The organism is Secundilactobacillus kimchicus JCM 15530, assembly GCF_001433995.1.
Taxonomy (GTDB): Bacteria; Bacillota; Bacilli; order Lactobacillales; family Lactobacillaceae; genus Secundilactobacillus; species Secundilactobacillus kimchicus.
The window spans coordinates 43756-62110 of record NZ_AZCX01000004.1; the positions used below are offsets into that span (position 1 = coordinate 43756).

The 18355-nt window shown below is 46.7% G+C and carries 21 protein-coding genes; 18 read left to right on the forward strand and 3 right to left on the reverse strand.

What is annotated here, in order from left to right:
• The first annotated feature begins 9 nt into the window (after positions 1-9).
• From FC96_RS06375 to tsaD, 13 genes are all read left to right on the forward strand, one after another.
• Positions 10-342 (forward strand): YbaB/EbfC family nucleoid-associated protein, encoded by a 333-nt coding sequence (locus FC96_RS06375; RefSeq protein ID WP_054660575.1) that lies wholly within the window; start codon positions 10-12, stop codon positions 340-342.
• A gap of 24 nt (positions 343-366) precedes the next feature.
• Complete coding sequence (gene recR / locus FC96_RS06380; protein WP_056942419.1) at positions 367-966, forward strand: recombination mediator RecR; 600 nt, start codon at positions 367-369, stop codon at positions 964-966.
• Positions 967-978: 12 nt separating this feature from the next.
• On the forward strand, positions 979-1221 hold the full coding sequence (locus FC96_RS06385; RefSeq protein WP_056942420.1) for a YaaL family protein: 243 nt from the start codon (positions 979-981) through the stop codon (positions 1219-1221).
• Positions 1222-1416: 195 nt separating this feature from the next.
• The gene (tmk, locus tag FC96_RS06390) at positions 1417-2046 is read left to right on the forward strand and encodes a dTMP kinase (protein WP_056942421.1); all 630 of its coding nucleotides are present in this window, start codon (positions 1417-1419) and stop codon (positions 2044-2046) included.
• Positions 2047-2059: 13 nt separating this feature from the next.
• On the forward strand, positions 2060-2389 hold the full coding sequence (locus FC96_RS06395; protein WP_054660577.1) for a cyclic-di-AMP receptor: 330 nt from the start codon (positions 2060-2062) through the stop codon (positions 2387-2389).
• Between the two features lie 11 nt (positions 2390-2400).
• Positions 2401-3408, forward strand: coding sequence for a DNA polymerase III subunit delta' (gene holB, locus FC96_RS06400; protein ID WP_056942422.1), 1008 nt, complete (start codon positions 2401-2403; stop codon positions 3406-3408).
• A 27-nt stretch (positions 3409-3435) separates the two neighbouring features.
• Positions 3436-3759 (forward strand): DNA replication initiation control protein YabA, encoded by a 324-nt coding sequence (locus tag FC96_RS06405; RefSeq protein WP_056942423.1) that lies wholly within the window; start codon positions 3436-3438, stop codon positions 3757-3759.
• 16 nt (positions 3760-3775) lie between these two features.
• Positions 3776-4657 (forward strand): 16S rRNA (cytidine(1402)-2'-O)-methyltransferase, encoded by an 882-nt coding sequence (rsmI, locus tag FC96_RS06410; RefSeq protein ID WP_056942424.1) that lies wholly within the window; start codon positions 3776-3778, stop codon positions 4655-4657.
• Positions 4658-4668: 11 nt separating this feature from the next.
• Positions 4669-5436 (forward strand): acyl-[acyl-carrier-protein] thioesterase, encoded by a 768-nt coding sequence (locus FC96_RS06415; RefSeq protein ID WP_056942425.1) that lies wholly within the window; start codon positions 4669-4671, stop codon positions 5434-5436.
• An 87-nt stretch (positions 5437-5523) separates the two neighbouring features.
• Positions 5524-6246 carry a tRNA (adenosine(37)-N6)-threonylcarbamoyltransferase complex dimerization subunit type 1 TsaB gene (tsaB, locus tag FC96_RS06420; protein WP_056942426.1) on the forward strand — a complete coding sequence of 241 codons (723 nt, stop codon included), beginning with the start codon at positions 5524-5526 and terminating at the stop codon, positions 6244-6246.
• Complete coding sequence (gene rimI, locus FC96_RS06425) at positions 6230-6802, forward strand: ribosomal protein S18-alanine N-acetyltransferase (protein WP_056942427.1); 573 nt, start codon at positions 6230-6232, stop codon at positions 6800-6802. Before tsaB ends, rimI (FC96_RS06425) begins: the two co-directional genes overlap by 17 nt.
• Before the next feature lie 2 nt (positions 6803-6804).
• On the forward strand, positions 6805-7269 hold the full coding sequence (gene rimI / locus FC96_RS06430; RefSeq protein ID WP_056942428.1) for a ribosomal protein S18-alanine N-acetyltransferase: 465 nt from the start codon (positions 6805-6807) through the stop codon (positions 7267-7269).
• Between the two features lie 15 nt (positions 7270-7284).
• Positions 7285-8307, forward strand: a complete 1023-nt coding sequence (gene tsaD, locus FC96_RS06435) for a tRNA (adenosine(37)-N6)-threonylcarbamoyltransferase complex transferase subunit TsaD (protein WP_056942429.1) — start codon at positions 7285-7287, stop codon at positions 8305-8307.
• Positions 8308-8447: 140 nt separating this feature from the next.
• Here the strand turns inward: tsaD and FC96_RS06440 are convergent, their stop codons facing one another.
• Positions 8448-10397 carry an ABC-F family ATP-binding cassette domain-containing protein gene (locus FC96_RS06440; protein WP_056942430.1) on the reverse strand — a complete coding sequence of 650 codons (1950 nt, stop codon included), beginning with the start codon at positions 10395-10397 and terminating at the stop codon, positions 8448-8450.
• Between the two features lie 229 nt (positions 10398-10626).
• On the opposite strand from FC96_RS06440, the gene FC96_RS06445 reads away from it, so the two are divergent.
• The 4 genes from FC96_RS06445 (at position 10627) to FC96_RS06460 (ending at position 15472) form a co-directional block, all read left to right on the forward strand.
• Positions 10627-11268, forward strand: coding sequence for a redox-sensing transcriptional repressor Rex (locus FC96_RS06445; RefSeq protein WP_054660587.1), 642 nt, complete (start codon positions 10627-10629; stop codon positions 11266-11268).
• A gap of 165 nt (positions 11269-11433) precedes the next feature.
• Positions 11434-11718 (forward strand): co-chaperone GroES, encoded by a 285-nt coding sequence (gene groES, locus FC96_RS06450; RefSeq protein WP_054660589.1) that lies wholly within the window; start codon positions 11434-11436, stop codon positions 11716-11718.
• Between the two features lie 58 nt (positions 11719-11776).
• On the forward strand, positions 11777-13399 hold the full coding sequence (groL, locus tag FC96_RS06455; RefSeq protein ID WP_054660591.1) for a chaperonin GroEL: 1623 nt from the start codon (positions 11777-11779) through the stop codon (positions 13397-13399).
• Positions 13400-13633: 234 nt separating this feature from the next.
• Positions 13634-15472: an APC family permease gene (locus FC96_RS06460; RefSeq protein ID WP_054660593.1), complete on the forward strand. Its 1839-nt coding sequence runs from the start codon at positions 13634-13636 to the stop codon at positions 15470-15472.
• Between the two features lie 252 nt (positions 15473-15724).
• Here FC96_RS06460 and lrgB read toward each other — a convergent pair whose 3' ends face one another.
• Positions 15725-16489, reverse strand: a complete 765-nt coding sequence (lrgB, locus tag FC96_RS06465) for an antiholin-like protein LrgB (protein ID WP_056942431.1) — start codon at positions 16487-16489, stop codon at positions 15725-15727.
• Positions 16490-16527: 38 nt separating this feature from the next.
• On the reverse strand, positions 16528-16974 hold the full coding sequence (locus tag FC96_RS06470; protein WP_054660595.1) for a CidA/LrgA family protein: 447 nt from the start codon (positions 16972-16974) through the stop codon (positions 16528-16530).
• A 274-nt stretch (positions 16975-17248) separates the two neighbouring features.
• Between FC96_RS06470 and FC96_RS06475 the strand changes: the two genes are divergently transcribed.
• The gene (locus tag FC96_RS06475; protein WP_056942432.1) at positions 17249-18343 is read left to right on the forward strand and encodes a glycosyltransferase family 4 protein; all 1095 of its coding nucleotides are present in this window, start codon (positions 17249-17251) and stop codon (positions 18341-18343) included.
• Positions 18344-18355 lie beyond the last annotated feature (12 nt).

The window sequence follows — 18355 nt, forward strand, 5'->3', positions numbered from 1 at the left end:
GGTTTTATAATGGCAAGAGGTATGGGAAACATGGGTATGGGTAACATGAATATGGGCAATATGATGAAGCAAATGAAGCAAATGCAAAAGAAAATGGCTGAGGAACAACAGGCGTTAAATTCACAGACTTTCGTTGGTGAATCACCAGAGGAACTGGTTCGGGCAACTTTTTCCGGCGATCGTCGGTTAACGGACGTTGATATTGATCCCAAAGCAATTGACCCAGATGATCCAGATATGTTAAACGACCTGGTCATGGCAGCAGTTAATGATGGCTTAGCTAAGGTGGAAAAAGCCACGCAAGACACAATGGGCAAGTACACCAGTGGGCTTGGTCTTTAGTTCAAAGAAAAGAAGAGGACAGCGATGCAGTATCCAGAACCGATTGCACAACTGATTGATAGTTATATGAAGTTACCCGGGATTGGCCAAAAAACAGCGACCCGGCTGGCTTTTTTTACCATTGATATGCAAGGTGATGACGTGACTCGGTTCGCAAAGTCACTAATCTCTGCCAAACAAGATTTACGATTTTGCTCGATCTGCGGTAACATCACCGAGGAAGATCCGTGTGACATTTGCCGGGATAAGACTCGTGATCAGAGTCAAGTGTTGGTCGTTGAACAGGCGAAAGACATTATGATTATGGAAAATATGCGGGAATATCACGGGCTGTATCACGTGTTAAACGGGGTTTTATCGCCAATTGAGGGCAAGGGCCCAGAAGACTTGAACATTGCCAGTCTACTGAAACGGTTACAGCAAAACGACGCCATTAAAGAAGTGATTGTGGCTACTAACGCGACGCCGGAAGGAGAAGCGACTGCCATGTATTTATCGCGGTTGATTAAGCCTTCAGGGATTAAGGTGACACGATTAGCTCACGGGTTGTCTGTGGGGAGCGATATCGAATATGCAGATGAAATGACGTTGTTTAAAGCCGTTGAGGGCCGAACAGAAATGTAGGAGGTCAACGCGATGTTTGGATCAAAGAAACAACGGTTACGCCACGAGTTCGATGACAAATTGCTAGACGCCATCGAACGGGCAAAACAGGAGTGGGATCAAGCAAAAGAGACCGAAATTGCTGTTGCGGATGTCGACGTTGAAATGACGTCACAGACGGCCTTGGCTCGTCAAAAGTACCTTTTTTTGTACCGGGAGGCGCGTCGGCGCCAAGTTCGGGGCAAGCACATTCAAGCATCGGTTTTCGATTATTGAACACTGGTTCAGTTCCCGGGGTGTGAACAACTCGTAGCGCAACAAAGGACTCGGTTAGTTTGGCGAATCGTCAAATTGGCCGGGTCTTTTATGGCTTGAAAACGTCTAAGACGCGTTTTAGTTGTCGGCCGATAGACAACCCAGAGATTCTAAAGTACAATTAAAATAATTTAGTCAAGGTGAGGAAGAGTGAGCGTGACAGGACAATTTATTAGCTTTGAAGGTCCAGACGGTGCTGGAAAAACGTCGGTTTTAACGGCGATTACTGACCGGTTACAACGGGCCCATAACCAGCGGATTCTAATCACCAGAGAGCCGGGCGGTAACCAGATTGCTGAGGCCATTCGACAGGTTATTTTGGACCCTCGAAATACAGAGATGGATGACCGGACTGAAGCGTTGTTATACGCTGCTTCCCGGCGACAAAATGTCAAAAAAACCATCCAACCGGCGATGGCGGCAGGCAAGGTCGTGATTTGTGATCGGTTTGTCGATAGTTCCGTGGCTTATCAAGGTGCTGGCCGTCAAATCGGGGAGCAAGCGGTTTACGATATGAATATGTTTGCGACTAACGGATTGATGCCAGAAAAAACGCTATACTTTGATGTCCCATCTGAAGTCGGTTTGGCTAGAATTAAAGCGCACCGTGAAACGGTTGACCGACTCGATGCGGAAACGTTAGCGTTTCACCAACGGGTCCGAGCAGCATATCTTCGGTTATTGGCGCGCTTTCCAGAGCGAATTATCAAAATTGACGCCACTCAGCCGCTCGACCAGGTTATTGAAGAAACCTTGACCACGTTGAACCGCATTATTAGAGATTGAGAGGAGAACTCCTATGAAACTTGTGATTGCAATTGTTCAAGATAAAGACGCCAATAACTTACGAACAAAATTTGTCGAGGCCAATATTCGGGCAACTCGGTTATCCACGACAGGTGGCTTTCTGAAATCGGGTAATACGACCTATATGATTGGGGTCGAAGATGACCGGGTCGATGAGGTCTTAGCCTTAATCAACGAAACATCGCGAACCCGACAACAATTTATGACCCCACCTGTTAACTTGGATGCTCAGATGGATAGCACTTCGGGGTACCCAGTTGAAGTTCAAGTCGGCGGGGCCACCGTGTTTGTAATGCCGGTTGATTCATTTCACCAATTTTAAGGAGGCTCGCTGTGCAGACAACATCGGCAATTGAAGAAGCCCTTGATAAGCAGCCGACGCTGACTCGCCACTTTATGACGTTAGCTCGGGAAACCCGGTTGAGTCATGCTTATCTGTTTTCTGGAATGACCGGGTGCGGAAAAAAGGCGCTGGCGTTGAGCGTTGCGATGCGTCTTTTCTGTGAGACGCCAACGGTTGATGGATTACCATGTGGGCACTGCGCGGAATGTCGGCGAATTTTGGCCGGCGATAATCCTGACGTCGTGGTGGAAGCACCGGAAGGTCAGCGAATCAAAGTGGATCAAGTTCGGCACATAAAAGATGAATTTTCCAAGAGTGCCGTGGAGGGAAAAACAAAGATTTTTATCATTGAAGGCGCTGAAACGTTAACGCCAAACGCAGCCAACGGGTTGCTAAAATTCATTGAAGAACCGGCCGATAACCGCGTTATTTTTTTATTGACGACTAATAAAAGTTTAATTTTACCAACCATTATTTCGCGGGCGCAACTTGTTGAATTTAGTCCGTTAGCCCCTAAAGCCTTTCAAGAGGTGCTGACTGGGGCGGGTATCTCAGCCAATCAGGCGGCACTGATAGGGGCGTTAACGAATAGTGTTGAGGATGCAACGGCCATGACGGAAGACGACTGGGTGGCCCGGGTTCAGGCTGAAGTTGGCCGGTGGTACACTCAATTGGTTAAGGGGGATGCAACGGCCTTTGTGACGGTTCAGACGGGCTTGATGCCACTGGCAAGTGATCGATCTCGACAAGCCATCTTGCTTGATGTCGTTGTGATTTTGTGGCAGGAAACGCTAAATCTGAAATACCTCGATAATCAAACCATCGCCTTTCCGAAACTCAGAGACGTGATGGTTCAAACGGCCAGTCAGGTTGACGAAGTAACGCTTCTTCGATTAGTTGAAACTGCGCTACAAACGAAGTCAGCCTTGGCCAGTAATATGAACTTTCAAAACATTATAGAAACTATGACATTGGCCGGATTGGATCTACTTAAATAGCTCTGGTATGGTCAGAAAGGAAAACAGTTGGATAATCAAGATATTTTTGAAGCGTTAAAGGCCCTGGAAACTGACCTTGAGACCGTCCGAGAAAAATTTAATAACCTGCAAAAAACCGTAACAGCCAAGTTGGAAGAAAACGCTGAGTTGACGATTGAAAATCAACATTTACGTGAACTGTTGGCTGAAGATGAAGGTGGCGGTCAGTCGACTCAATTATCAAAGTCCCGGCAAACACTAGAAAAACTTTACGAGCAAGGTTACCACGTTTGCAATCGGGACTATGGGACTCGACTGGACAAGGGCGAGTCGTGCGCGTTTTGCTTAGATGTGATCTATGGTGAACGATAATCAGGAGGAGTTTGGGATGCAACGTCAAAGTAGTTTTTCAAAGGAGACCACCACGGGGGCGTTGTACCTTGTGCCGACGCCAATTGGCAATTTGGGCGATATGACTTACCGTAGCGTTGCGGTGTTAAAAGAAGTTGCCGTGATTGCAGCTGAGGATACGCGGAATACCCAAAAATTACTCAATCATTTTGAAATTGAAACGCCACAAATTAGTTTTCACGAACATAACACTCAGGAACGGATTCCCCAACTGATTGCTCGACTTCAAAGTGGCGATTCGATTGCTCAGGTAAGCGATGCCGGGACGCCATCAATTAGTGATCCCGGAAAAGAGTTGGTAGCGGCTTGTGTTGAGCAACATCTCCCAGTTGTGCCATTACCTGGGGCTAACGCGGGAATATCGGCGCTCATTGCGTCTGGCATTGCCCCTCAACCCTTTTACTTTTACGGTTTTTTAGATCGTAAGCCAAGTCGCCAAAAAGAGGCGCTCGCTAAATTAGTTGATCGGCCGGAGACGTTGATTTTTTACGAAGCGCCTCATCGATTAGCTAAAACCCTTCAAAGTCTGGTCAGCGTTTTTGGTGAGTCACGCCGGGTTGTTCTTGGTCGAGAACTTACTAAAAAACACGAGGAATTCATCCGGGGGACGTTAGGCGAAGTCAGTCAGTGGGCGAAAACAGACCAGGTACGTGGTGAATTCGTGATGATTGTCAGTGGAAATGATCATCCAGAAACCACACCTGACGATAATTTTAGTCAGTTACCTTTGGAGCAACATGTTCAAGCGCTGATTGATGCTGGGCAAAAACCAACGGAAGCAATTAAAAATGTCGCCCATTTACACGGGTTAAAGAAACAAGAAGTCTATCAAATATTTCACCATATAGAAAAAGATTAGGGGAGTCACTGATGGGAGCATCTGTCTATAAACAAGAACATATAATTACGCACTATGAGGTCGATGTTACAAGCAATTTGACGCCCGCAATGTTAATGAACGTTGTTTTAATGGTGTCAGAGGGCCAAACAGAAGCCTTGGGCGTTGGTGAAGAATACCTAGCCAAGCAGTCGTTAGGTTGGGTCGTGACCCAGTATAAGATGGCCATTGACCGGATGCCTAAAGTTGGTGAGAAGGTGACGGTTGCCACTCGTGCGACGTCGTATAATCGATACTTTGCATTTCGTGAGTTTTGGTTAACCGACGCGACTGGGAAGGAATGCGTGCACGTGGATAGTATCTGGGTCGTGATGGACCGAAATACGCGCAAGATGATTTCGATTCCCGAAGACGTGATTGCGCCGTTCGACGCGGAAGTGGTCAAAATGATCCCTCGGTTGGGCCGGCCAATGCGGTTGGCCGCCGACGAACAGCTGATGGAAAAACAGTACCGCGTCCGGTATTTTGACATTGATCAAAATGGGCACGTCAATAATGCCCACTATTTCGACTGGTTACTGGATGCGCTGCCGATGAGCTTTTTAAGCCGACACCGGTTGGTTGCTTTAAATATTCGTTTTGAAAACGAAGTCCAGTATCACAATGACGTTATCAGCCAAGCAGCCTTGGTCACGGACAACCAAGAGCCAATTATCACCAAGCACCGAATTAAGATGCCTGATGGCGAAGTCGCAACGGAGGCCGAATGTCATTGGCAGCCAGTTGCAAAACAGATATAGGGGCGGTTTGTTAACCGCCTTTTTTGCGTCTGTAACAAGTGGGTGTTATGATAGTTGCTGGAATTCAGGTAGAGGGGATCAAATGGAATGAAGATATTAGCAATGGACACGTCGAATCAACCGCTTAGCGTGGCGGTTCTGGAAGACTCAAGAGTCTTAGCAACTGAAACGGTAACGGTTGAACAAAAACACGCGGCTTATTTGGCACCAATCATTGAGCGATTAATGGCAACCAGCGGTGTTAAACCCGCTGATTTGGACCGTGTCGTTGTTGCTGATGGCCCCGGGTCATACACGGGTTTACGGATTGGTGTCACAACGGCCAAGACGCTTGCTGCTACGCTCAATATTGAGTTGGTAGGGGTTTCCAGTCTTCAGACGCTTGCCGCTAATATCAGCCATGAAAATCAGCTAGTGGCTGTCTTGTTTGATGGTCGGAATGATAATGTTTTTGCGGGGGTCTATCGAATTCATCAAGGGGTTCCAACTGAGGTGACAGCAGATGCTCACCAGCCATTTGACCAGTTTTTGGAAACGTTAGATAAGGCTCACGAGTCGCTAATTGTGTTAGGAGATACTGCTCATTTTGAGGACCGATTGGTAGCTCAGCTAGGGGATCGGGTGACTGTGTTGAACCCCGTTTTTAGTTTACCCCAAGCCACTCAAGTAGCCCGGATTGCGCAACAGCTTCCCGCTATTAAAGACGTGGACGGTTTTGTTCCCCGCTATTTACGCTTAACGAAAGCCGAAGCAGATTGGCAAGCGCAACACCCAAAAGAGGATGGACACTCGTATGTTGAAAAAATTTAAAGGCTGGTATCAGCAGCTTTTCCAAATTCGTGATACGCGATTTGAAGATGCATTAGACATAAAAAATCATCAAGTGATCATCGACGATGTTAACTATTTTCTGGCTAAAGCACAATTTACTGATGTTCCGGAAATGCTGGGCATCGAACGTGCAGTGTATGGTGGGAAAACGCCGTGGGATTCGTCAGCTTTTGCATCGGAATTAAAACGCACTCGTGATCGATTATACTTGGTGCTTCGCCGCAACGACCGATTGTTGGCTTTTATCGGGTGTTCGTTTTCAGATGCTAAGCGGGATGCCCACATTACCAATATTGCAGTGGTACCGGATTATCAAAGCCGGGGACTAGGGCACTTCTTGATTGCAGTGATGATAAAAAAAGCCCGCGACTTGGAGTTGCGTCAGGTTTCACTAGAGGTGCGGCGTAGCAACGTTCGGGCCCAACAACTATACCGCGATCTGGGCTTCGAACAGGTCGGACTCAAAAAAGGGTATTATTTTGGGGATCACGAGGATGCCGTCGACATGGTATTGCCGTTAGTAAAGGAGTCTTAACGATGAATCTGCAAGTCGAAGACTATCAAGGTCAACGGCTAAGTCAAGCTCAGCCGGCTTTGGCCAAAGCTTGTTATCAGATTGCCGAAGCTGCGTACCCCACGGGCTCGCCGTGGTCTGAAGCAACGTTTTTAGCCGATCAAAAGATGCCCCAAAGTCGTTATGTTGTGGCCCGCGCAGACGACGCGATTATCGGGTTTGTCGGTGTTGTTCAGGTGCTTGATCAAGTCGACGTGACCATTGTTGCTGTTCACCCAAGTCATCAGCACCAGGGGATTGCAACTGCCTTATTTCGGCAGTTGTTTTCGCAAATGCCGTCACCGGTGAGTCTGTTTTTGGAAGTACGGGCCCACAACCAAAAAGCCCAAACGTTGTATAAAAAACTGGGGTTTTCGACGATTGGACGGCGTCACCAATACTATCGAGACCCTCAAGAGGATGCGTTATTGATGAAGAAGACACTTTGAAAGGAAGTTAAAAACGTGGCCAGAACCCTGATATTAGCATTTGAAACGAGTTGTGATGAAACGAGTGTGGCGGTGGTTGAAGACGGTCATACTATTTTGTCGAATGTCGTTGCCACCCAAATTAAAAGTCATCAGCGATTTGGTGGTGTGGTACCAGAAGTTGCCAGTCGCCATCATATTGAACAGATTACTGACTGTCTCAACCTTGCGTTAGAACAAGCGGGTGTGACTTATGACGACTTATCAGCCGTTGCCGTTACCTATGGACCGGGGTTGGTGGGCGCCTTATTAATTGGGGTAACAGCTGCTAAGACGGTTGCTTTTGCCCATAATTTACCGTTATTACCAATTAACCACATGGCGGGCCACATTTATGCGGCACGGTTTGTTGAACCGATTGAGTTTCCGGCGTTAGCACTGTTGGTTTCTGGCGGCCACACCGAACTCGTTTATATGCCACGCATCGGTGAATTTAAAATCATCGGTGAAACACGGGATGATGCGGCGGGTGAAGCTTATGACAAAATTGGCCGAGTGCTGGGGATTAACTATCCGGCGGGAAAGGAAGTCGACCAGCTAGCTCATCAGGGGCAAGACGTCTTCGATTTTCCGCGAGCAATGGATCATGACGATAGCTATGATTTTAGTTTCAGCGGTCTTAAGAGTGCGTTCATTAATACCGTGCACCATGCCGATCAAATTGGAGAAACTCTGGACCGGTCTAATTTAGCTGCTAGCTTCCAGCAGGCGGTGGTTGACGTGCTAGCTGACAAGACGGTCCGTGCATTGCACGATTATCCTGTTCATCAGTTGATCTTAGCGGGTGGTGTTGCCGCTAATCAAGGGCTGCGAGAACGGCTAGCAAGTGAGGTTGCGGGCATTGAGACGACCCACCTTGTTAAAGCGCCATTAGCTCTTTGCGGGGATAATGCCGCGATGGTGGGGGCGGCCGCTGCGGTCGCATTCGAACAAGGTCAGCTGGGAGACGCAACCTTAAACGCTGATCCTAGCCTGGACTTTGATTACCTCGAACGTTAATCAAAGCAGATCGTTCTTTAAAAGGTGAGGTTAAACAATTCAGTGCGCAGAAAAGACAAAAGCTGCGGTAAACTTGATCATAATCAAGTCTACCGCAGCTTTTTTAGCATGTGAGAACCGTGAGTTAAGAATGGTCGCTCTTAGGATTCGGAAAAGGTCTCAAGTTCAGTTGCTGCTTCTTCCCAGGCCGCTTCAGCCTGATCTAAGTCGTCACTAACGGTACCGAACTGAACCTGAATTTTAGCGAGTTGGTCCCGGTCAGAAAAGACTTCCGGTTTGCTCATTTCAGCTTCCAATGCCGCTTTTTGTTCTCCTAGCGTCGTCACCTGAGCCTCTAACGCGTCCACTTGTCGTTGCAACTTACGCACTTGCTTTTGGCGGTCCTTAGACTGCTGATACTGCTGTTTTGAACTATCACTGGGGGCTGCGATGATCGGATTAGTCGCCGCTTCAGCTTGCGCCTTGAGGGCTTCTTGCTCGTCTTTTTTATCAACGTAATAATCGTAATCACCCATGTATAACGTGGTCCCGTCAGCGCTGAGTTCGACCACCGAAGTGGCCACTTGGTTGATAAAGTACCGGTCGTGAGAGACGAACAAAATGGTGCCATCGAAATCATTCAGTGTGTTTTCGAGCACCTGCCGACTGTCGATATCTAAGTGGTTCGTTGGCTCATCAAGAATCAAGAAATTGTCGTGTTTCATTGCGAGCTTGGTGAGTAGTAATCGGGCTTTTTCACCGCCACTGAGGCTGTGAACGAGCTTGTCCACGTCTTCTCCAGTAAATAAAAAACTTCCCAAAATAGTCCGGATATCGCCCTCAGGAGTTGTCGGATGATCGTCCCATAGTTCTGCTAAGACGGTTTTTTTGTTGTGTAATGAAGCTTGTTCTTGATCGTAGTACCCAGTATCAACGCCGGTTCCAAACCGAAATTGACCTCGAATAGCTGGAATTTTGCCTAAAAGGGTCTTCAGCAAGGTTGATTTACCGACCCCGTTAGGCCCAACAATGGCAATAGCTTGATGCTTCTTAACGTCAAGGTTGACGGGTTCAGCCAACACATGATCGGCAGTGTAACCGATGGCGAGTTGGTCTGCTTCTAACACAATGTTGCCGCTTTGGCGGTGCGGAGTAAACTCGAACCGGGCCACGCGATCGTCGTTTTCCGGTCGTTCAATCCGGTCCATTTTTTCGAGTTGTTTCCGCCGCGCTTGGGCCCGCTTTGTCGTTGAGGCGCGAACGATATTACGGTTAACAAAGTCTTCCAACTTTGAAATTTTGTCCTGTTGTTTTTCGTATTCCTTCCACTCCCGTCTTAACTGGGCGGCCTTTTGGTCAACGAATTGGGAGTAATTACCGTGGTATTGAGTGAGGGTGCCAGCGGCCATATCGTAGACCTCAGAGACAATTCGATCCAAAAAATACCGGTCATGGGAGACAATCAGCAGGGCCCCTTTATAGGATTGAATATAGCCTTCTAACCAGGTGAGTGTTTCGACATCCAAGTGGTTGGTCGGCTCATCAAGAATAAGGAGGTCTCGTTTTTCAAGCAACAATTTTGCCAGGGCTAACTGGGTTTTTTGACCACCAGAAAGCTCGGTCACCGGCCGATCGTAATCGGTCTCGCCAAATTCAAAGCCGTGGAGCACGCCGCGAATTTCGGCTCGGTATCCATACCCGTTGCGAGCTTTAAAGTCAGTTTGCAATTGATCATAAGCATCACTGACTTTGGCCAATTTTTCGGTATCAGCAATAACTGCTGGATCACTCATTTCAGATTCAAGGTCGTGAAGGCGTTGCTCTTGATCTTGAAGATCCTTAAATACGCTGGCCATTTCATTCCAAATGGTATTAGTGGTGTCCAATCCTGCATCTTGAGCAAGATAGCCTACGGTGAGGCCTTTTTTGGTGACAATTTGCCCCTCGTCTGGGGCGTCAATGCCCGCGATCATACGAATTAACGTTGATTTTCCCGCACCGTTTCGCCCGACGAGCGCAACCCGACCGTTTTCGGGTATATCCATATTAACGTTTTCAAATAAAACGTCTGCCCCAAATCGTCGGGTCACCTGTTGGACTTGCAATAGCATGTTATCAACTACCTTTCTTCTGCCCGTTTATTTTACCATATTTGTCGTGTTTTCGGCGTGTCGGAAAAGGGCCTTTGTTAGTTTTCTATTGAAATAATTTTCACAAACAATTCAAGTATGCTACAATGGGTTCAGATGAAAATTTCACAAGTTGAAATGGAGCTCAATTATCGAGAAATCGGAATTAGCTAGTCTCATCACTACATACAATTCACAAGGAGGAGCCACCGTGACAGAAACAAAAATTCCAAGAGCAACCGCTAAACGGTTACCCATCTACTATCGCTATTTAAACATCCTAAAGGACGCTGACAAAACACGGGTGAGTTCTACTGAACTATCCGATGCCGTAAAGGTCGATTCAGCGACTATTCGTCGAGATTTCTCCTACTTTGGGGCCCTTGGTAAACGAGGCTATGGGTATGACGTTGACAGTTTGCTCAAGTTCTTCAAGAAGATTTTAAATCAGGACCGGTTAACTAATGCTGCCTTGATTGGTGTTGGGAACCTGGGCAACGCGCTGTTGAACTTTAACTTCCATCAAAATAGTAACGTTCGCATTAGCGCGGCTTTTGATGTGAACCCAGACCTTGCTAATACAGTGTTGAGTGGGGTACCAATCTATCCGATGGCCCAATTGCGCCAACAATTGCGCGACCAACAGATTAAAGTGGCCATTCTGACAGTTCCTGCTAGTGTGGCTCAAGAAGTCACAACCGAAGCGGTTGAAGGTGGCATCCGAGGAATCTTGAATTTTACGCCAATTCGAGTATCGGTCCCATCAAACGTTCGGGTTCAAAACGTGGACCTCACCAATGAATTACAGACGTTAATTTACTTTCTGGAACACTATAACGAAGAAGATAAATAATACTTGGTCGCTACACGCGCTAAACGTGGTAGCGGCTTTTTTTATTATTTTTGGTTAAATGACTTGCATTTCAGGGAGAAAAATCTTATATTAAGACTTGTGATTAGCACTTATGTTAGATGAGTGCTAACAGTGCTAAATAATTGTTTAACTGGAGGGATTCAAGTGTTAAAACCATTAGGAGACCGTGTTATTTTACAAGCACAAGAAGACGAGGAACAAACGGTTGGTGGCATCGTTTTAGCTAGCAACGCGCAAGAAAAGCCTCAAACTGCAAAGGTTATTGCAGTTGGTACCGGTAGAACGTTGGATAACGGTGACACCGTTGCACCAGCAGTTAAGGAAGGCCAAACGGTATTGTTTGACAAGTACGCCGGGACTGAAGTTGAATACGACGGTGCAACCTATCTAGTGGTACACGAAAAGGACTTAGTCGCCATCGTGGACTAAGGATCGTGAAGACCCATTATTCAGTATTAAATAAACTTACTATGAGGTGAACGATAGAATGGCAAAGGAATTGAAGTTTTCTGAAGACGCCCGGGCCGCAATGCTTCGCGGGGTTGATCAATTAGCAGATACTGTAAAAACAACCATCGGACCAAAGGGTCGTAACGTAGTTTTGGAACAATCATATGGTAGCCCAACTATCACTAACGATGGGGTAACCATTGCTAAGGCCATCGAACTTTCTGATCATTTTGAAAATTTGGGCGCTAAGTTGGTCGCTGAAGTGGCTTCTAAGACGAATGATATCGCTGGTGATGGTACTACCACTGCGACTGTTTTGACTCAAGCCATCGTTAACGAAGGGATGAAGAATGTGACAGCCGGTGCGAACCCAGTTGGGATTCGTCGCGGGATTGAAAAGGCCACGAATGCAGCGGTTGAAGCACTTCACAAGATGAGCCACAAGGTTGCTACGAAGGATGATATTGCTCAAATCGCTGCTATTTCATCAGCTAGCGAGGAAACCGGGAAGTTAATCGCTGACGCAATGGAAAAGGTTGGCAATGACGGTGTGATCACCATTGAAGAATCACGTGGTGTTGATACGAGTCTGGACGTTGTTGAAGGGATGCAATTCGATCGTGGTTACATGTCACAATACATGGTAACAGATAACGACAAGATGGAAGCTAACCTTGACAACCCGTACATTTTAATTACTGACAAGAAGATTTCAAACATTCAAGACATCTTGCCATTGTTGCAATCAGTTGTTGAACAAAGCCGTTCACTCTTGATTATTGCTGATGACATTACCGGCGAAGCTTTGCCAACCTTGGTCTTAAACAAGATGCGCGGGACGTTTAACGTTGTTGCTGTCAAGGCACCAGGCTTTGGCGATCGTCGTAAAGCTCAATTGCAAGATATCGCTGTTTTGACTGGTGGAACGGTGATTACTGATGACTTAGGCTTGAACTTGAAAGATGCAACCATTGATCAATTGGGCCAAGCTAATAAGGTTAACGTGACAAAAGACAACACAACGGTCGTTGAAGGTGCCGGTTCAAAGGAACAAATCGATGAACGGGTCAACGAAATCAAGACGCAGATCGATGCAACGACTTCTGACTTTGACCGTGACAAGTTGAAGGAACGCTTAGCCAAGATGGCTGGCGGTGTTGCTGTGGTTCGGGTTGGGGCTGCTACCGAAACCGAATTAAAGGAACGTAAGTACCGAATCGAAGACGCCTTAAACGCTACTCGTGCCGCTGTTGAAGAAGGATTTGTACCTGGCGGTGGAACTGCATTAATCAACGTTATCGGTGATGTGGACAAGGTCAAGGCAGAAGGCGATGAAGCAACTGGTGTTGCCATCGTTCGTCGCGCCCTTGAGGAACCAGTTCGTCAAATCGCTGAGAACGCCGGTCTTGAAGGTTCTGTTATTGTTGAACACTTGAAGGGTGAAAAGGCCGGTGTTGGTTACAACGCTGCCACTGATGCATACGTTGATATGGTCGGTGCTGGGATTGTTGATCCAACCAAGGTTACTCGCTCAGCACTTCAAAATGCAGCCTCTGTTTCAGCTTTACTGCTAACGACTGAAGCCGTTGTTGCTGATGAACCAAAGGACGATGCTGCGCCAGCTGCACCTGCACAACCAGGTATGGGCGGCATGATGTAATTAATTGATTTTTTGAAGCACTCCGTTATGGGGTGCTTTTTTTGACTAAGCGCTTTAATTGCAATGGCGGCGAAAGTAATATAGTATTTCCCCGACGATTGGTGTACAATACCAATTGATTTCGCTGTCGCGAGTCGGCAGGTAAGAGAAAAAGTAGATCATGAAGGGAGCCGCCAACGATAGCAGGTGATGCTAGGTTGGTGGCACTTCTTCATGCAAAAGGGGTTAAGAAGTATGTGGCGTTATTTGAAGCGGTTTTTAATTGGGAAACCGTTGAAGACCACAGAAGAAGGCGGCCAAGCGCTATCGAAGTTTAAGGCGCTGGCACTTTTATCATCAGATGCGTTGTCATCAGTGGCTTATGGGACCGAGCAAATTACAGCTGTCCTGATTACAGTTTCAGCAGCGGCTCTGATGTACCAAATCTGGGTTGCCGTTTTAGTTTTAATTTTGCTGTTTGCCATTACGTTGTCCTATCAGCAAATTATTCATGCGTATCCTTCCGGTGGTGGGGCCTACCTCGTTGCAACGAAGAACTGGGGGACTAACGCTGGACTAGTTGCTGGTGGTTCACTTCTGGTCGATTACATGTTGACGGTGGCCGTTTCGGTGACGTCTGGTACGGATGCAATCGTTTCTGCGGTGCCGTCCTTGGCCCACCATCAGGTCTTATTGGCCGTTCTAATCGTTATTTTGATCATGGGGCTGAACTTACGGGGATTACGTGATTCGGCGTCGTTTTTGACCTTTCCAGTTTACTTGTTTATCACGATGATCATCTTGATGATTGGCGTTGGCTTGTACAACATTATGACGGGGAAAGTTGAATACCATGCGGCAGCCAGCATCAATTCGTCCGTTAGCGGAATGACGGTTCTATTGTTCCTGCGGGCATTTTCAAGTGGGTCATCGTCATTAACTGGGGTTGAGGCCATCAGTAATGCGGTGCCAAACTTTCATAATCCCAAAAGCCATAATGCTTCGGCAACGCTTGGAATTATGGCGACGATTCTGGCAATCTTCTTTGCTGGTATCACGTTTTTGAGTTACTACCTGGGCATTCGACCGCTGGCGGATAATACCGTTCTTTCCCAAATTGGGACTGCGGTCTTTGGTCACGGCGTCCTTTATTATATTTTACAATTAGCGACGGCGGCCATTTTGGCGGTGGCTGCGAACACGGGTTTCTCGGCCTTTCCTATCTTGGCTTACAACTTAGCCAAAGACAAATTTTTACCCCACGCTTATCTTGATCGAGGCGATCGGTTAGGGTACTCTAACGGGATTATCTCCCTGGCGTTAGGGGCAATTATTTTGATCATTATCTTCCAGGGGCAAACGAGTCGGCTCATTCCGCTATATGCGATTGGGGTATTCGTCCCATTCACATTGTCGCAATCCGGGATGATTCGTCACTGGATTCGAGAACGGGGTGGTCTTTGGCCGCTTAAAGCCACAATCAACCTTTTGGGTGCTGTTATCTCAGCTACCTTAGTGGTCATTTTGTTCTTCTTGCGGTTTGAAAATGTCTGGCCTTACTTAATTGTGATGCCCGCATTGATTTACCTGTTCTACCGAATTCACACGCACTATGCCAATGTCGCGCGTCAACTCCGGGTCAGCGAGGCTGACGCCAAGCAAGTTGATCACCGTTATGACGGTTCGACGGTTATCGTGCTGGTTTCTAACGTCACGCGGGTGACCGCAAACGCGATTAGTTACGCCCGATCTGTCGGGGACTACGTCATTGCCATGCACGTTTCGTTCGATGAAAATCCGACGAAGGAACACAAGACTGCTCAGAAATTCAAAGCAGAATTTCCGGATGTTCGGTTTGTTGATATTCACTCTTCATACCGGTCAATCATCACGCCAACGTTACGGTTTTGTGATGTGATTGCAAAACGGGCGACGGAACGGAATTTCACCACAACGGTTCTAGTTCCACAATTCGTGCCGCGTCATCCATGGCAAAACGTTTTGCATAATCAGACAGCGCTTCGTCTCCGAACTGCCTTAAATACGCGGGAAAACATCATTGTTTCAACCTACAGCTACCACTTAAAGCGTTAATTTGTGGTTACTGGGTTTTGAAAAGCGGATTTAGCGTATATTTGAGTCATTAAACGAAAGCCCACCAGTCGACGATTGATTGTCGACTGGTGGGCTTTTTAAGGTCTAATAAGCGCGAAAGTGATAGTTTAGGGAAAGTGACCCCGGGAGGTTTATAAGGTGGCTTAGCCGGGGTTAAACTCCCTGTTAGTCAGAAAGCTAAATAAAAAGCTAGAACGCTGATGCGTTCTAGCTTTTTCAATGCAGAATCGTTTAGAACAATCCCATCATGTGAGCAAATGGTGGCACAACAACGTCAACCACGATTGAAATAACAACAACGGCGATTGAAGCCATGGCCCCTTGAACAGAACCTAATTGAACGGCTTTAGCTGAACCCACCGTGTGACCGGCAGTCCCAAGACCCAGACCGGCTCCAACTGGATCGCTGTTTAAGCGGAAGACCTTGATCAAGATGTCAGCCAATGCGTAAATCAGCACGGCGTTCAAGATGCAGGCCATTGCGGTAACAGCTGGCGTCCCGCCAATGGCACCAGAAATTGGCATCGCAATGGCAGTCGTTGCAGCTTGAGGTAACATTGATGAAATAACGTCGTTGTTTAAGCCAAGACCCTTTGAAATGTAGTAGATTGCAAAGAGGGAGATGACCATTCCAACAACTAACGATAGAATAATTTCTAACCAGAATTTTTTGAAAACGTCGTTCCGTCGGTAAAGTGGGACGGCGAAGGCGATGGTTGCTGGGTTCAAGAACCAGAATAAGATGTCGCCACCTGGTTTGTATGCTGCGGTATAGAAGGTTGGCAAAGCAACGCCAAACCATTTTGATAATAGCCATAAAATGAAGATCCCAAGAACCATCCCGACGAACAGTGGTTGGAATAGGAAGAAACCATTTGAAATCTTAAATAACCATTGACCAATCAAGAACACGACCAACGATAGGAAAATACCGAAGAAGGCAATCCCACCGATTTTCGGGTCGGTTGCGTTACCTAAAAACGTAACCCATGTCATTTATCTCAATCCTTTCTTTTTGACTCTGAAGGTAATGCTTACTCGACATCCGTGCTCTTGTGGAAGAGTTTTCGTGAAACCCACATGAAGCAAGCCGTAGTGTAGGCAATGACAACAAGTAAGATGATGGTGGCTAAAATGATGGTCACAATCATCATGACACCATCCATTGGACCGTGTTCGGTAAACACGTTCAGGGAAGCCGCCATTTGGACTCCAGAAGGAACAAACAAGAAAGCAATCAGACTAATCAAAAAGTCAGCCATCTTTTCAATCTGGTATAACTTGATGATGTGGGTTGCCAATAAAAGGTACATCAAAACCAAACCAATAACTGGCGTCGGAACTGGGAACGATTTTGGGAATAATGGCGAAATCAAAGATGAAACGAAAAGAACTGATGCAAAAATAGCCATCTGTTGCAAAATCGGTGCTGGTTCGTGCTCCGGTGCCTGATTTTTGGCTTGCGTTGCGTTGCTAGCCATACTAAACACTCCTTTCAAATATATGTAACCATTTCACAAACTTGCAAAGCGTTTTCACTTCACAAATAGATTATAATAATATTTCTTTAAAAAGGCAAGGCTTTAAAGTTTGGCACCATTGAATTCTAGATTAAAAATTAGTGAAAATCACAAATCGGGCGATTATATTGCTCACAATCGAGCCAATTACACAAGAATTTTTATTCAGCGGGAATTGAGTTTCACCGCGACAGTTTGTATAATGGGTTCAATTGACATGAAGAGAGGAGACGCTATGAAGTTCGAAATCATCGTCAGTTTATTTGCGACCATGATCCTGTCAGCGGTGCTGACACCCTTCGTTCGCAAGCTGGCGTTTCGAGTTGGGGCCATTGACAACCCGAATGCACGACGCGTCAATAAGGTTCCGATGCCCACAATGGGTGGCTTAGCGATCTTTTTGGCTTATACGTTTGCGACCGTTTTTTTACTGCGTGAACAAATTCCGACGGTCCAGTTATGGGGCGTCTTCGGTGGTGAAGTGATCATCATTGTGACAGGGATTATAGATGACATATTTGTTTTGAAGCCCCGCCAAAAAGTGCTTGGTATCTCCCTTGCCGCTTTAGAAGTTTATTTTGTGGCCGGTTTGAAAATGGCCCACTTGACGTTACCGTTCGTGGGAATGGTGGATTTGGGGTGGTTGAGTTTACCCGTCACGTGGTTGTGGATTTTAGCTATCACTAATGCCGTCAACTTGATTGATGGTCTGGATGGGTTAGCCACCGGGGTCGGCATTATTTCACTCTCAACGATGGGTGTGACGGGCTTATTCTTCTTAAACGTGGCTAATACGTTTGTGGGCGTTGCCATTTTTGCGTTAGTTGCCGCAATGATTGGGTTTTTGCCCTATAATTTCTTTCCGGCCCGAATTTACCTTGGTGATACTGGCGCCTTGTTCATCGGGTTCATGATTTCGGTTTTTTCGCTCTATGGATTGAAGAACGTGACCATTATCTCCGTGATTATTCCCGTGATTATTTTAGGGGTTCCTATCACCGATACGGTATACGCCATTTTGCGCCGAATCTTAAACAAGCAACCCATCTCTCACGCTGATAAGCATCATCTCCACCATCGCTTGATGCAAATGGGGTTAACTCACCGGCAGACGGTCCTGGTTATCTACGGAATTGCGTTGATTTTTGCGTTTATTTCGCTGCTCTACCCCATTTCTCCAATGTGGGGAGCGGCACTGTTAACCGTTGCGAGTCTGATTGGCCTTGAATTATTCGTGGAAGTGATTGGGCTAGTCGGAAAGGGTCGCCAACCGCTCTTAAATTGGATTAATCATATGGTTAAAGGAATGACATCTAAAAACTCTCACTAGGGTTATTGGGTG